Origin of the sequence: Arenimonas maotaiensis, assembly GCF_014638745.1 — a bacterium.
Taxonomy (GTDB): Bacteria; Pseudomonadota; Gammaproteobacteria; order Xanthomonadales; family Xanthomonadaceae; genus Arenimonas; species Arenimonas maotaiensis.
On the sequence record NZ_BMFO01000001.1, the window covers coordinates 375,004 to 388,179 of the forward strand.

Consider the following 13,176-nt stretch of genomic DNA (forward strand, 5'->3'; position numbering starts at 1 on the left):
ATGCAAGCGCACCTGATCCGCACCGTGGTGTTGCCGTTCCTGATCTGGTTCGTCGGTCTGGCGTTGGCCACGCTGCTTTCCGACCGGCTGTTGCACCAGCTCGATCTGGTCTGGGTCGGGCGCTATCTGGGCATTCCCGGCACGCTGCTGATCATCGGCTCGTTCGGTTATTCGCTGGCCAAACGCCGCAAAATCAAGACCCGCAGTCTGCCGCGCCTGCTGTCCTACCACGAAGTGCTGGCCTGGCTGGGTTCGCTGATGGTGCTGGTGCACGCCGGCGTGCACTTCAACGCCATCCTCGGCTGGTTGGCGGTGGCCGCCATGCTGGTCAACGTGGCCAGCGGCCTGACTGGCAAGTTCCTGATAAAACGCGCGCGCGAACGCATGCGCCAGGCCGGTGAAAGCCCGGCCGGACCCGATGGCGAGGCCGGATCCGGCCACTTCTGGGACAGCTTGACCGTGGACGCCGTGACCCAATGGCGCAAGGTGCACTTCCCGATCGCGTTCGCGTTCGGTTTCCTGGCCTTGGCGCACATCATCAGCATTTTCCTGTTCTGGGGTTGGCGATGAACAAGCGCACCGTACTGTATGTGATCGCGGCCAACGTGCTGGCGCTGATCGCGCTGACCTTCATCTACCCTGAGTTCATGGTCAGCCCGGGCAGTACCGGCGCCGCGCACGCCACGCTAGGCAATGACTGCTTCGCCTGCCATCAGCCGTTCCTGGGCGCCTCGGAAGCGCGCTGCCAGAGCTGCCACGCACTGGCCGATATCGGCATCAAGGACACCCAGGGCCGGCCGTTGGCGCGCAAGGGCAAGACCGCGAAATTCCACCACGCGTTGGCGAACCCGGACTGCATGGGCTGCCACAGCATCCACCGGGGCTCGAAGCTGACCCAAGGCGACATCCGGCGGTTCTCGCATGATCTGCTGCCGGCCGATATCCGGCAGGATTGCGCGTCCTGCCATACGAAACCGACCAACGCCCTGCACCGGCCGCTGACCGCCAACTGCGGCGCCTGCCACAGCAGCGAAGCCTGGAAGCCGGCTCAGTTCAGCCATGCAAGCCTGCCGAAAACGGCGCTGGCGCAGTGCCAGAGCTGCCATGAAAAACCGCAGGACCGCATGCATCGGCCGTTCACCGGCAATTGCGGCAGCTGCCACAGCACCACGGCCTGGGAGCCGGCCACCTTCAACCACAACCGCTACTTCGTGCTGGACAAGGACCACAACACCGACTGCGCCACCTGCCATACCGGCAATCTACGCGGCATCGGCGGCACGGATTTCAAACAGTACACCTGCTACGGCTGCCACGAGCACACACCGGCCAAGATCCGCGCCGAGCATCTGGAGGAAGGCATCCGCAACTTCAACAACTGCGTGAAATGCCACCGCGATCCGCGCGTGGAGCCCGAAGGCTACGGCGAATCCGGCGACGACTAGCGGCCGCGGCATGGCATACGGCGGCAGATGCGCGCCGACCCGAACGGGTGCATGATGGGCGCTCCACCTAACGGAGAACTGCCATGTACGTCGACGGATTCCTGACCCCGGTGAAGAAGGACAAACTCGCCGATTACAAGAAGATGGCCCGCGCCTGCGGCAAGATCTGGAAGGAACACGGCGCGTTGCAGTATCTGGAGGCCGTGGCCGACGACGCGCCGTACGGCAAGCGCACCTCGTTCCCGCGCGCGGTGAAGCTGCAGGATGACGAGGTGGTGGTGTTCGCCTACGTGCTGTACACCAGCCGCAAGGAACGCGACCGCATCATGAACGCGGTGATGACCGACAAGCGCCTGGCCAAGTTCATGGATCCGAAAACGCTGCCGTTCGACGGCAAGCGCATGATCTGGGGCGGATTCAAGGAAATCGTGGGCTACTGAGCCGGCTCAGTTGATGAGGTACACCCGCGCCTTCGGGTAATCCTCATGCACTTCCAGGAACCAGCGCCCGGCGATGCCGGGCACCACGCGCACGTCGGGGCTCTGCATCGGCTTGGGCAAGGTCATGTAGCCCTTCAGCACTTTCCACTGCTGGCCGTTTTCCAGCTCGAACACCGTGCCTTCCTGCCAACCGGTGATGGTGCCTTTCAAGCGGCTTCGGATCGGCTCCACGGTAAAGCCGAGCAGCGGTGTATCGACTTTCGACGGCATCTGCGCCACCGGGGCAGGCGGCGCCTCGATCTGCTTCGCGATGGTTTCGCCCTGCAACACGCGGTTCAGCGCGGCTAATTGCTCGGCCGAGAGCGTGTCGAGCCCGGTTTCGCGCAGCTGTTCGGCGCTCAGGCGCTGTTCCAGCGGCACATAGGGCGCGGCGGCGGATGCAACGCCGCAGAGTGCGAACACTAAAGCAAAAATAAAGAATCGGAAGGCGGCCATGACGTCACATCAATTTAAGATGTGACCAGTCTATGACGATTTTGTGACGGATTTGTGTCGGATCCGAAGATAGGCTGGGTTATGTAACCCAGGCTACGGTCTTGGCGAATTACAGCATTGGCAACTTCAAACCCTTCTCTTTGGCACAATCCACGGCAATCTCATAACCCGCATCGGCATGGCGCATCACACCCGTGCCCGGATCGTTCCACAGCACACGCGCCAGGCGCTTGGCCGCGGCCTCGGTGCCGTCGGCCACGATGACCACGCCCGAGTGCTGCGAATAGCCCATGCCCACGCCGCCGCCATGATGCAGCGACACCCAGGTGGCGCCGCCTGCCACGTTCAGCATGGCGTTCAGCAGCGGCCAGTCGGACACGGCGTCGGAGCCGTCTTTCATCGCTTCGGTCTCGCGGTTGGGCGAAGCCACCGAACCGGAGTCCAGATGGTCGCGGCCGATCACGATCGGTGCCTTCAGCTCGCCCTTGGCCACCATCTCGTTGAACGCCAGCGCTAAGCGGTGGCGGTCGCCCAGGCCCACCCAGCAGATGCGCGCCGGCAGGCCTTGGAAGGCGATGCGCTCCTTGGCCATGTCCAGCCAACGGTGCAGGTGCGGATCGTTCGGGATCAGCTCCTTCACCTTGGCGTCGGTCTTGGCGATGTCGTCCGGGTCGCCGCTCAGCGCCACCCAGCGGAACGGGCCGACGCCGCGGCAGAACAGCGGCCGCACGTAGGCCGGCACGAAGCCGGGGAAATCGAAGGCGTCCGCGCAGCCCACGTCCTTGGCCATCTGGCGGATGTTGTTGCCGTAGTCGAACACCGGAATGCCCATGTTCTGGAAGTGCAGCATGGCCTCCACGTGCACGCGCATGGAGTGCTTGGCGGCGTCCACCACCTTGGCCGGACTGTGCTTTTGCTCGTCCAGGTACTGCTCCCAGGTCCAGCCGGCCGGCAGGTAGCCGTGCAGCGGATCGTGGGCGCTGGTCTGGTCGGTCACCGCGTCCGGGCGAACGCCGCGGCGCACCAGTTCCGGCAGGATCTCGGCGGCGTTGCCGAGCAGCGCCACCGATACCGCCTTGCCGTCGGCGCAGTATTTTTCGATCCGCGCCAAGGCGTCGTCCAAATCGGTCGCCTGCTCGTCCACGTAGCGCGTGCGCAGGCGCATGTCGATGCGCGACTGCTGACATTCGATGTTCAGCGAACAGGCGCCGGCCATGCTCGCGGCCAACGGCTGCGCGCCGCCCATGCCGCCCAGGCCCGCGGTCAGGATCCACTTGCCGGTCAAATCGCCGCCGTAGTGCTGGCGGCCCATTTCCACGAAGGTCTCGTAGGTGCCCTGCACGATGCCCTGCGAGCCGATGTAGATCCACGAACCGGCGGTCATCTGGCCGTACATCATCAGGCCTTTCTTATCGAGCTCGTTGAAGTGCTCCCAGGTGGCCCAGTGCGGCACCAGGTTGGAATTGGCCAGCAGCACGCGCGGCGCATCCGGGTGCGAGGGGAACACGCCGACCGGCTTGCCGCTCTGCACCAGCAGGGTCTCGTCGTCGTTCAGCGCCTTCAGGCTGTCGAGGATGGCGTCGAAGCAGGCCCAATCGCGCGCGGCGCGGCCGATGCCGCCGTACACCACCAGACCCTGCGGGTTCTCGGCCACCTCCGGGTCCAGATTGTTCTGGATCATGCGGAACGCGGCTTCGCTCAGCCAGGATTTGCAGGACAGTTCGGCACCGCGCGGGGCGCGGATGACGCGGGTGGCGTCGAAACGGGGATCGGACATGGCGGGCGCTCCAGAAAGAGGCCCTTAGTATAAACCGCGGGCTAGCCGCCCTGCCCGGCCGTGCGCCAGCGGTAGCCGGCATACACCAGCGCCAATCCGGCCGCCAGACCGGCCGGCACATACAGCACGCCGAAGCCCCACGGCTGGAAGCCGAGCGCGCCGCTGACGCCGCCGGCGACGAAGCCGCCGATCACGGTCAGGCTGATGATCACGCGCCGGCGCTCGACCGGTGCCCGGCGCAGCAGATGGCCGAAGTAGATGCCCAGATCGGTGAACATGCCGGTCACGTGCGAGGTGCGGATGACCGTGCCGCTGAAGGTGGTGGCCATGGCGTTCTGTAGGCCGCAGGCCAGGCCGGCCAGATAGATGCCGAGGTTGGCGCCGTCCTGCAGGTAGCGCACGGCCAGGATCAGCACCGCCGATTCCATCAGCAGCGCCACGCCGTAGCGCCGGCCCAGACGCAGGATGCTGTCGCCGATGATCAGGCCGCTGAGCGCGGCGCCGGCGAAGAACGAGCCGAGCACGGCCAGCAGATGCAGCGCCATGCCGCCCTGCCCGCCGGCCAAGGCGGCGCTGAGCAAAGTGGTGGTGCCGGTCAGATGGGTGACGGCCTGATGTTCGAAGCTGAGGAAGCCGACCACGTTGATGATGCCGGCCATGAACGCCAACAGCGCGGCATACACTAGCACCCAGCGCGGCAGCCGCGTGATCATCCGGCCAGCAGCTGCTGCAGCGCCAGCCGGTAGCCGGCGTAGAACGGTTCGCGGAAGATGTGCCGGCCGTCGAGCACGCGGTCGACGCCATGCGAACACACGCGCCGCACCAAGGGCCGGTTGCCGGCGAACACGAAGCGGCCGGCCACGTCCTCGGGGCTGGCCTGCAACAGCACCGGCGCTTCGGCGTCGAGCTCGATGTGGTCGTCGCGCTTGGCCACGCCGGCGGCCTGCCAGCCGCCTTTGGCGGCACCGTCGAGCAGGAAGCGGCCGACGTCGGGTTGTTTGTCGTTGGCGGCCAGGTTGCGCTGCTGGTGTTTCAGGCGCTGGCCGTATTCCAGCCAACGCAGCTCCTCGACCGCCGACACCGAGACATTGGAATCGGAACCGACCGACCAGCGACCCTTGGCTTTCAGGTATTCGGGGAACGGGAACAAGCCGTCGCCCAGATTGGCTTCGGTGGTCGGGCAGATCGACACCACCGCCTTGGACTTGGCCAGCGCGCGGGTCTCGCGGGTGGTCATGTGGGTGGCATGCACCAGGCACCAACGCGCGTCCACCGGCAGGTTGTCGAGCAGCCATTGCACCGGCCGGGCGCCGCGCACGGCCTCGCACTCGCGCACTTCGGCCATCTGCTCGGCGATGTGGATGTGGATTGGCAGTTCGCGGCCGTCCAGCCAGGGCAGCAGGGCCCTAAGCGTGTCTTCCGGCACCGCGCGCAGGCTGTGCAGGGCGATGCCGATCTTCAGCAGATGGCTTTCCTGCCGCTGCAGGCGTTCGATCAGCGCCAGATAGGCGTCCAGTGTGTGGCCGAAGCGCTGTTGGGTGGCGTTCAGCGCCCGGCCGTCGAAGCCGCCGGTCTGGTACAGCACCGGCAGCAGGGTCAGGCCGATGCCGGCGTCCTCGGCGGCGCGGATGATGGCCTGCGACATCTCGGACGGATCGGCGTACGGCTTGCCGCCGGGCTGGTGGTGCAGGTAATGGAATTCGCAGACCTGGGTGTAGCCGGCCTCCAGCATCTCGCCGTACAGTTGCGCGGCGATGGCGTACATCTGCTCGGGATTGATGCGCTCGGCGAAGCGGTACATCCACTCGCGCCAGGTCCAGAAACTGTCGGCCGGATCGCCGCGGCGTTCGGCCAGACCGGCCATGGCGCGCTGGAAGGCGTGGCTATGGCTGTTCGGGATTGCGGGTAGAATGAACCGATCCATGGTTGCATTGTAAGCGAGAAGCGATGTCGGCACTCAGCGGGGTGAAGGTACTGGATTTGTCGCGGGTTTTGGCCGGTCCCTGGTGCGGACAGGCGCTCGCCGACCTCGGCGCTGACGTGATCAAGGTCGAGTCCTTCGACGGCGACGACACCCGCGGCATGGGGCCGCTCTATCTGGGCGAGATCTCGGCCTACTTCGCCTGCGCCAACCGCAACAAACGCTCGCTCTGCCTCGACCTGCACCGGCCGGAAAGCGCCGAGGTCATCCGCGCCCTGGTCAAGGACGCCGACGTGCTGATCGAGAACTTCCGCACCGGCACCGCCGAACGCCTGGGCGTGGGCTACGAAGCCCTGCGCGCGGTCAATCCGCGCCTGATCTATTGCTCCATCTCCGGCTACGGCCGCACCGGCCCGGACGCGACCCGCGCCGGCTACGATTACGCGGTGCAGGCCGAGGGCGGGCTGATGGCGATCACCGGCGAACGCGACGGCGCGCCCAATAAAGTGGCGGTGGCGGTGGTCGATCTGGCCACCGGCCAGAACGCGACCATCGCCGTCCTCGCCGCCTTGCTGCAGCGCGAACGCACCGGCCGCGGCCAGCAGGTCGCGGTGTCGTTGTTCGACACGCAACTGAGCTGGCTGGCCAACATCGGCTCCAGCGTGCTGTTCACCGGTCAGGACGCGCCGCGCTACGGCAACGAGCACGCCAGCATCGTGCCGTATCAGGACTTCCGCGCATCCGACCAGCACTTCGTGCTGACCGTGGCCAACGAAAAACTCTGGCAGGCGCTGTGCGAAGCCGTCGGCCGGCCGGAGTGGATCGACGACCCGCGCTTTTGCAGCAACCGCCAGCGCGTGCTGAACCGCGAGGCGGTCAGCGACGGCCTGCAAGCCATCTTCGCCACGCGCCCGATGGCGCATTGGCTAGCCGAATTCGGCCGCCGCGGCATTCCCTGCGCGCCGATCAACTCGGTCAAGCAGGCGCTGGAAAGTCCGCTGGCCAAGGCCAACGGCAACGTCATCGAACGCGACGGCATCCCGATGGTGGCCAGCCCGCTGAAGCTGGCCGAGTCGCCGGTTGAATTGCGGCATGCGCCGCCGCGGCTGGGCGCGCACTCGCGCGAGATCCTGGAACAGGCCGGACTCGACTTCGACCGCTACGCCGCGCTCGGGGTGGTGAAGTGAGCCGGATCCTACGACAAAACCGGGGCGTGCTCGTCAATGCGCATCTGGCCACGCTGGACGGCGCCGATTACGGCCTGCGGGAAAACGCCTGCCTGGCCTGGCGCGACGGCGTCATCGTGTACGTCGGTCACGACATGGCCGCGGCACGCGCCACGCTCGGCGGCGCGCCGGCGGCGGAGATCGACGCACAGGGCGGCTGGATCACCCCGGCGCTGATCGATTGCCACACGCATCTGGTGTTCGCCGGCAACCGCGCGCCGGAAGCCGAGCAGCGTCTGCGCGGCGTCAGTTACGCCGACATCGCCCAGGCCGGCGGCGGCATCCTGTCGACGGTGCGCCTGACCCGCGAAGCGAGCGAAGACGCCCTGTTCGCCGAAAGCCTGCCGCGCCTGCAGGCCTTGATGCACGATGGCGTGGCCTGCGTCGAAATCAAATCCGGCTACGGCCTGGACTTGGCCAACGAACGCAAGATGCTGCGCGTGGCACGCCGGCTCGGCCGGGAAACCGGCGTCACGGTGAAGACCACGTATCTGGCCGCGCACGCGCTGCCGCCGGAATACGCCGGCCGCGCCGACGACTACATCGCCGCGGTCTGCGACTGGCTGCCGGTGCTGCATGCCGACGGCCTGGTCGACGCCGTCGACGTGTTCTGCGAAGGCATCGGCTTCTCGCCGGCGCAGAGCCGGCGCGTGTTCGAGGCCGCGCGCGCGCTCGGCCTGCCGGTGAAATGCCATGCCGACCAGCTCAGCGACCTGTCCGGTGCGGCGTTGGTAGCCGAATTCGGCGGCCTCTCGGCCGACCATGTGGAATACACCAACGCCGATTCGGTACGCCGCATGGCGGACGCCGGCAGCGTGGCGGTGCTGTTGCCGGGCGCGTTCCATGTGCTGCGCGAAACCCAATTGCCGCCGCTGGACGCTTTCCGCGCGCACGGCGTGCCGATGGCCGTGGCCAGCGACTGCAATCCGGGCACCGCACCGCTGCTGTCGTTGCGATTGGCGATGGCCTTGGCCTGCACGCATTTCCGGCTGACACCGGAAGAAGCGCTGCGCGGCGCCACCGAGCACGCCGCCCGCGCGCTCGGCCTGCACGACCGCGGCCGGCTGGCCGTCGGCCAACGCGCCGATCTGGCGCTGTGGCGCGTCCGGCATCCGTCGGAGCTGTGTTATTGGCTGGGCGGCGACCTGTTGCAGACTCTGGTTCTGTCCGGCGATGGCGCTGCCGGCTGACATCCGCATCGACGCCTTGGGTGACAGCGCGCTGGTGCTGCGCCTGCCGGCGGCGATCGACGAGGCCACCAATGAACGCGTGCATGCCCTTGCGGCCTGGATCGCGGCCAATATCCGGCACGGCATCCTCGACCTGGTGCCGGCTTATCACACGCTGACCGTGCACTATCATCCGTGGCGCTACGGCTTCGAGGAGCTGGCGGAGCGCATACGCGCCGCGGAACCGGAAACCGTGCAAGCCGCCTTCCGGGCGCGCACGGTCAGCATACCGGTGTGTTACGACCCGCGTCTGGGGCCTGATCTGCCGGCGCTGGCGGCGCATTGCCGGCTATCGGAAGACGAGGTGGTGCGGCGCCACAGCGGCGCCGACTACCGGGTGTTTTTCCTCGGCTTCAAACCGGGCTTCGCCTATCTCGGCGGCCTGCATGCGTCCCTGTACATGCCGCGGCACGACACGCCGCGCCTGCGCGTGCCGGCCGGCGCGGTCGGCATCGGCGGCGCGCAGACCGGCATCTATCCGGACAGCTCGCCGGGCGGTTGGCAGCTAATCGGCCGCACGCCGCTGCGCCTGTTCGATCCGGAACAGACGCCGCCCAGCCTGTTGCAGGCCGGCGATCATGTCCGCTTCGAGCCGATCGACTTCGACGCCTACCGGGAGCTGGGCGGCCAATGCTGACAGTCGAAAAGCCCGGCTTCAGCGCCATCCAGGATCTGGGACGCAACGGCTACCAGAACCAGGGCATCGGCGAATCCGGCGCGATGGACGACCTGGCGGCACGCACCGCCAACGTGCTGCTCGGCAATCCGGACAACACGGCGGTGATCGAAATCACGCTCGGCGCCGCCGCCTTCCGCATCGTCAAAACACAATGGTTCGCGCTGACCGGCGCCGACCTGAGCGCGACCGTAGACGACCGGCCGGTGCCGCTTTGCGCCCCGATCCTGTTGGAATCCGGCAGCCTGTTGCGCTTCGGCAATGCCAAGCGGGGCTGCCGGGCCTATCTGGCGGTGCGTGGCGGCTTCGCGGTCGATCCGGTGCTGGGCAGCGCATCGACTGATGCGTCTGCCGGCCTGGGCGGTGTGGACGGCCGCTGGCTCCGGCGCGGCGATACGCTGGCGTTCCGGTCCGAGGCCGTGCCTGCGCGGCGCATCCGTTGGCATACCTGCTGGGCCAATCCGGCCTTCGAAGACGACGAACCGCTGTGGCTGATTCCCGGCCCGGCTTGGCCGGAACTGGACACGGACGCACAACGCGAATGCTTGGCACGAACCTGGACGGTCGGCAAGGACAGCGACCGCATGGGCCTGCGTCTGGTGCAGAGTCTGGCCACGGCGCGGGCGCCGGCACCGGTACTGTCCACCGGCGTGGCGTTCGGCAGCGTGCAGTTGCCGCCGGACGGACGTCCGATCATTCTCGCGGCCGACCGGCAAACCACCGGCGGCTACCCTATCATAGGCACGGTGGCGACGGTTTCGCACCCGCGTCTGGCGCAGTGCCGGCCCGGCGACGGCCTGCGCTTCGCGGTCATCGACGTGGCGCAGGCGCAGACGCTTTGGCGCGCGCGCGAACGGCGCTTTCGGGATTGGCAGGAGCATATGATGCGATGGTGGCGGGATTGAAACGGCGTATCGACCTCAACGCCGATGTGGGCGAAATGGATGCGGCGGACGACGCCGCGCTGATGCCGTACCTCAGTTCGGCCAACATCGCCTGCGGCTTCCATGCCGGCTCGCCGCTGCGCATGCGCGAGACCGTGGCTTTATGCAAGGCGCATGGCGTGGCCGTCGGCGCGCATCCCTCATACTGGGACCGCGCGCACTTCGGCCGCCGCGAGCTGGACATCCCGGCGGATGAGATCCGCGAACTGGTGCGCTACCAGATCGGGGCCCTGCAGGCCGTCGCGGCCGCGCAGGGCGTGCGTGTCGGACACGTCAAGCCGCACGGCGCGCTGTACAACCGTTCGGCACGCGATGCCGTCGTGGCCGATGCCATCGCCGACGCCGTGGCCTCGGTCGATGCCGGACTGATGCTGGTCGGCCTGGCCGGCTCCGAATCCCTGGCCGCGGGCCGGCGCGCGGGCCTCCGCGTAGCCGCGGAAGGTTTCGCCGACCGCCGCTACACCGCACAAGCACGGCTGGTGCCGCGCTCTTCACCGGATGCCTGCATCGAATCGACCGACGAGGCGGTTGCCCAGGTGTTGGGCATGTTGTCGGACGGCAGGGTACGCGCGTCGTCCGGCGAGGATGTCGCCCTCTCGGTCGACACCGTATGCCTGCATGGTGACGGACCCTCCGCCTTGGCGTTCGCGCGCGCCCTGCGCAGTCGCCTTGAGGGCGAAGGCGTCGAGATAAGCGCGGAGCGGCCATGAATTACTGGCCTCTGTTGTCGGTCGCGGTGGTGGTCGTCGGCTTCATGCGGCGCTGGAATCCGGTGCTGGTGGTGGTGGCGGCGGCCCTGACCGCCGGTTTCGCGTCCGGTCTTTCGTTCACCGGAATACTGGCCGAAATCGGCAACGGCTTCGCCAAGAACCGTTTCCTGCTGATCATCATCCTGACCCTGCCGGTACTGGGCGCGCTCGAGCGGGCCGGTCTGCGCGAACACGCGCAACGCTGGGTCGCCAGCCGACGTTCGCTGACGCCCGGACGCTTGATGACGCTCTATCTCGCCCTGCGCCAGACCGCCGCCGCGCTCGGGCTGACCAGCCTGGGCGGCCAGGCGCAGACCGTGCGGCCGCTGCTCGCGCCGATGGCCGAGGCCAGTGCCGAAACCTTGCGCGGCGGCGCACTCGACGATGAGGAACGCCAGCGCCTGCGCGCGATGGCGGCCGCCACCGACAACGTCGGCCTGTTCTTCGGCGAAGACATCTTCCTCGCGTTCGGCGCGGTGCTGCTGATCCAAAGCATCTACGCCGACAGCGGCCTGCCCATGGAGCCGCTGCATATCGCGCTGTGGGGCATCCCCACCGCGATCCTGGCGTTCGCCATCCACGCCTTCCGCCTGCGCCGTTTCGACCGCCGGCCGGGCGTACCGCCGCCGGACCGGCAGGCGCACGGAGGCTCCGGCGATGCTTGAGCTGACGCATGTGTACTGGCTGTGCGGTCTGTATCTGGCCTATGTCGCGTTGCAGACCCTGCGCGACCGCGCCCATGGCAAGCGTATCGGCACCGCCGCGTTCTGGGGACTGCTGTCGGCGGCGTTCCTGGCCGGCGACCGGTTGCCGCCCACCGTGATGGGCCTGATGGTGCTCGCCATCGCCGGCCTGGCCGGCTTCGGCGCGGTCGGCAGCGGCGACTACCGGAACGCGACGGCGGCGCAGCGCGAGACCAAGGCTCTGGCGCTGGGCAACCGGCTGTTCGCGCCGGCCCTGCTGATTCCGCTGCTGACTCTGGCCGGTGTGCTCGGCCTGAAGCACGTGCATTGGAACGAATGGCGCCTGCTGGCCGGCGAACAGACCGCGGTGATCTGCCTCGCCCTGGCCTGCCTCGGCGCACTGTTGGCGGCGCTGAAGATCACCGGCGAACGCTTACCGGATGCGGTCCATGGCTCGCGCGGAATCCTGGACGCCATCGGCTGGGCCGTGTTGCTGCCGGTGCTGCTGGCCATGCTCGGGGGACTGTTCAACAAGGCCGGCATCGGCGATCTGGTCGCCGAGCTGCTGACCCGCGGTCTGCCGCTGCAGCATGCCTGGGTCGCGGTACTCGCCTATGGCCTCGGCATGGTGCTGTTCACCATGGTGATGGGTAACGCCTTCGCCGCCTTTCCGGTGATGACGCTCGGCATCGGCCTGCCGATCCTAGTCGCGCAGCACGGCGCCGACCCGGCGCCGTTGGCGGCGATCGGCATGTTGACCGGTTACTGCGGCACCCTGATGACGCCGATGGCGGCGAACTTCAACATCGTGCCGGTCGCCTTGCTGGAATTGCGCGACCAGAACGCCGTGATCCGGATGCAGGTGATGACCGCCCTGCCCCTGATCGCCTGCAACCTGCTGCTCATTTACTGGCTGGCCCTGCCATGAACATCCTGATCACCGGTTTCGATCCCTTCGGCGGCGAGTCCGTCAATCCTTCCTGGCTTGCGGCCGAGCGCCTAGACGGTTCCCGCATCGACGGGCACACGCTCGTCGCCGGCCGATTGCCGACCGAGTTCGGGCGCGCGCTGGAAACGCTCCGGGCCTTGGTCGAACGCCATAATCCGTGCCTGGTGATCGCGGTCGGCCAAGCCGGCGGCCGCGACCGCATCAGCCTGGAGCGGGTCGCCATCAACATCGACGACGCGCGCATTCCGGACAATGCCGGCCGTCAGCCGATCGATGCGCCGATCGATCCCGACGGCGAAGCCGCCTACTTCAGCGGCCTGCCGATCAAGGCGATGCTGCACGCCTTGCAGCAAGCCGGCATTCCGGCCGAAGTCTCCAACAGCGCCGGCACCTTCGTCTGCAACCACGTGTTTTACGGCCTGATGACCTTGTGCCGCAGCCGGCCCGGCCTGCGCGGCGGATTCATCCACATCCCCTATCTGCCCGGGCAGGCCGTGGCGCATCCCGGCAAGGCCAGCATGGCACTGGATGACATCGTACGGGCGCTGACGCTGTGCGTGCAGGTGGCGTTGCAAACCGGACAGGACCTGAAAATCGCCGCCGGCACGGAGTGTTGATTTCCACCCATGAAAAACGGCCCCG

15 protein-coding genes are annotated in these 13,176 nt (G+C 67.5%); 11 read left to right on the forward strand and 4 right to left on the reverse strand.

All coding sequences use genetic code 11. The annotated features are described in order from the left end of the window. From IEV56_RS01790 to IEV56_RS01800, 3 genes are all read left to right on the forward strand, one after another. Positions 1-570, forward strand: a complete 570-nt coding sequence (locus IEV56_RS01790) for a hypothetical protein (RefSeq protein ID WP_188447118.1) — start codon at positions 1-3, stop codon at positions 568-570. Next, positions 567-1,445, forward strand: a complete 879-nt coding sequence (locus tag IEV56_RS01795; protein WP_188447120.1) for a cytochrome c3 family protein — start codon at positions 567-569, stop codon at positions 1,443-1,445. The genes IEV56_RS01790 and IEV56_RS01795 overlap by 4 nt, the downstream gene beginning before the upstream one ends. Positions 1,446-1,528: 83 nt before the next feature. After that, complete coding sequence (locus IEV56_RS01800) at positions 1,529-1,885, forward strand: DUF1428 domain-containing protein (RefSeq protein WP_188447122.1); 357 nt, start codon at positions 1,529-1,531, stop codon at positions 1,883-1,885. A gap of 6 nt (positions 1,886-1,891) precedes the next feature. Here the strand turns inward: IEV56_RS01800 and IEV56_RS10540 are convergent, their stop codons facing one another. The 4 genes from IEV56_RS10540 to IEV56_RS01820 form a co-directional block, all read right to left on the reverse strand. Next, positions 1,892-2,380: a hypothetical protein gene (locus IEV56_RS10540; RefSeq protein WP_229730132.1), complete on the reverse strand. Its 489-nt coding sequence runs from the start codon at positions 2,378-2,380 to the stop codon at positions 1,892-1,894. A gap of 109 nt (positions 2,381-2,489) precedes the next feature. After that, positions 2,490-4,157: a urocanate hydratase gene (hutU, locus tag IEV56_RS01810; protein WP_188447124.1), complete on the reverse strand. Its 1,668-nt coding sequence runs from the start codon at positions 4,155-4,157 to the stop codon at positions 2,490-2,492. A gap of 41 nt (positions 4,158-4,198) precedes the next feature. Next, positions 4,199-4,870 carry a YoaK family protein gene (locus tag IEV56_RS01815; RefSeq protein WP_188447126.1) on the reverse strand — a complete coding sequence of 224 codons (672 nt, stop codon included), beginning with the start codon at positions 4,868-4,870 and terminating at the stop codon, positions 4,199-4,201. After that, on the reverse strand, positions 4,867-6,081 hold the full coding sequence (locus tag IEV56_RS01820; RefSeq protein ID WP_188447128.1) for a formimidoylglutamate deiminase: 1,215 nt from the start codon (positions 6,079-6,081) through the stop codon (positions 4,867-4,869). Before IEV56_RS01820 ends, IEV56_RS01815 begins: the two co-directional genes overlap by 4 nt. 23 nt (positions 6,082-6,104) lie before the next feature. On the opposite strand from IEV56_RS01820, the gene IEV56_RS01825 reads away from it, so the two are divergent. From IEV56_RS01825 to pcp, 8 genes are read left to right on the forward strand one after another with little or no spacing between them, the layout of a single operon-like run. Then, positions 6,105-7,265, forward strand: coding sequence for a CaiB/BaiF CoA transferase family protein (locus IEV56_RS01825; protein WP_188447130.1), 1,161 nt, complete (start codon positions 6,105-6,107; stop codon positions 7,263-7,265). Positions 7,266-7,291: 26 nt separating this feature from the next. Then, positions 7,292-8,494 (forward strand): imidazolonepropionase, encoded by a 1,203-nt coding sequence (hutI, locus tag IEV56_RS01830; protein ID WP_229730133.1) that lies wholly within the window; start codon positions 7,292-7,294, stop codon positions 8,492-8,494. Continuing rightward, complete coding sequence (gene pxpB, locus IEV56_RS01835; RefSeq protein WP_188447132.1) at positions 8,478-9,170, forward strand: 5-oxoprolinase subunit PxpB; 693 nt, start codon at positions 8,478-8,480, stop codon at positions 9,168-9,170. Before hutI ends, pxpB begins: the two co-directional genes overlap by 17 nt. Beyond that, positions 9,164-10,114: a 5-oxoprolinase subunit C family protein gene (locus IEV56_RS01840; RefSeq protein ID WP_188447134.1), complete on the forward strand. Its 951-nt coding sequence runs from the start codon at positions 9,164-9,166 to the stop codon at positions 10,112-10,114. Before pxpB ends, IEV56_RS01840 begins: the two co-directional genes overlap by 7 nt. Further along, positions 10,111-10,863 (forward strand): LamB/YcsF family protein, encoded by a 753-nt coding sequence (locus IEV56_RS01845; RefSeq protein WP_229730134.1) that lies wholly within the window; start codon positions 10,111-10,113, stop codon positions 10,861-10,863. Before IEV56_RS01840 ends, IEV56_RS01845 begins: the two co-directional genes overlap by 4 nt. Beyond that, on the forward strand, positions 10,860-11,567 hold the full coding sequence (locus tag IEV56_RS01850) for a DUF969 domain-containing protein (protein WP_188447138.1): 708 nt from the start codon (positions 10,860-10,862) through the stop codon (positions 11,565-11,567). Before IEV56_RS01845 ends, IEV56_RS01850 begins: the two co-directional genes overlap by 4 nt. Continuing rightward, positions 11,560-12,513, forward strand: coding sequence for a DUF979 domain-containing protein (locus IEV56_RS01855; protein ID WP_188447140.1), 954 nt, complete (start codon positions 11,560-11,562; stop codon positions 12,511-12,513). The genes IEV56_RS01850 and IEV56_RS01855 overlap by 8 nt, the downstream gene beginning before the upstream one ends. After that, positions 12,510-13,151 (forward strand): pyroglutamyl-peptidase I, encoded by a 642-nt coding sequence (gene pcp / locus IEV56_RS01860; protein WP_188447142.1) that lies wholly within the window; start codon positions 12,510-12,512, stop codon positions 13,149-13,151. The genes IEV56_RS01855 and pcp overlap by 4 nt, the downstream gene beginning before the upstream one ends. Positions 13,152-13,176 lie beyond the last annotated feature (25 nt).

Coding starts and splice junctions, on each gene's coding strand:
- pxpB (WP_188447132.1), top strand. CDS start 8,478: ATGGCGCTGCCGGCTGACATCCGCATCGACGCCTTGGGTGACAGCGCG.
- IEV56_RS01815 (WP_188447126.1), bottom strand. CDS start 4,870: ATGATCACGCGGCTGCCGCGCTGGGTGCTAGTGTATGCCGCGCTGTTG.
- hutU (WP_188447124.1), bottom strand. CDS start 4,157: ATGTCCGATCCCCGTTTCGACGCCACCCGCGTCATCCGCGCCCCGCGC.
- IEV56_RS01855 (WP_188447140.1), top strand. CDS start 11,560: ATGCTTGAGCTGACGCATGTGTACTGGCTGTGCGGTCTGTATCTGGCC.
- IEV56_RS01850 (WP_188447138.1), top strand. CDS start 10,860: ATGAATTACTGGCCTCTGTTGTCGGTCGCGGTGGTGGTCGTCGGCTTC.
- IEV56_RS01790 (WP_188447118.1), top strand. CDS start 1: ATGCAAGCGCACCTGATCCGCACCGTGGTGTTGCCGTTCCTGATCTGG.
- IEV56_RS01840 (WP_188447134.1), top strand. CDS start 9,164: ATGCTGACAGTCGAAAAGCCCGGCTTCAGCGCCATCCAGGATCTGGGA.
- IEV56_RS01795 (WP_188447120.1), top strand. CDS start 567: ATGAACAAGCGCACCGTACTGTATGTGATCGCGGCCAACGTGCTGGCG.
- IEV56_RS01825 (WP_188447130.1), top strand. CDS start 6,105: ATGTCGGCACTCAGCGGGGTGAAGGTACTGGATTTGTCGCGGGTTTTG.
- pcp (WP_188447142.1), top strand. CDS start 12,510: ATGAACATCCTGATCACCGGTTTCGATCCCTTCGGCGGCGAGTCCGTC.
- IEV56_RS10540 (WP_229730132.1), bottom strand. CDS start 2,380: ATGGCCGCCTTCCGATTCTTTATTTTTGCTTTAGTGTTCGCACTCTGC.
- IEV56_RS01800 (WP_188447122.1), top strand. CDS start 1,529: ATGTACGTCGACGGATTCCTGACCCCGGTGAAGAAGGACAAACTCGCC.
- IEV56_RS01820 (WP_188447128.1), bottom strand. CDS start 6,081: ATGGATCGGTTCATTCTACCCGCAATCCCGAACAGCCATAGCCACGCC.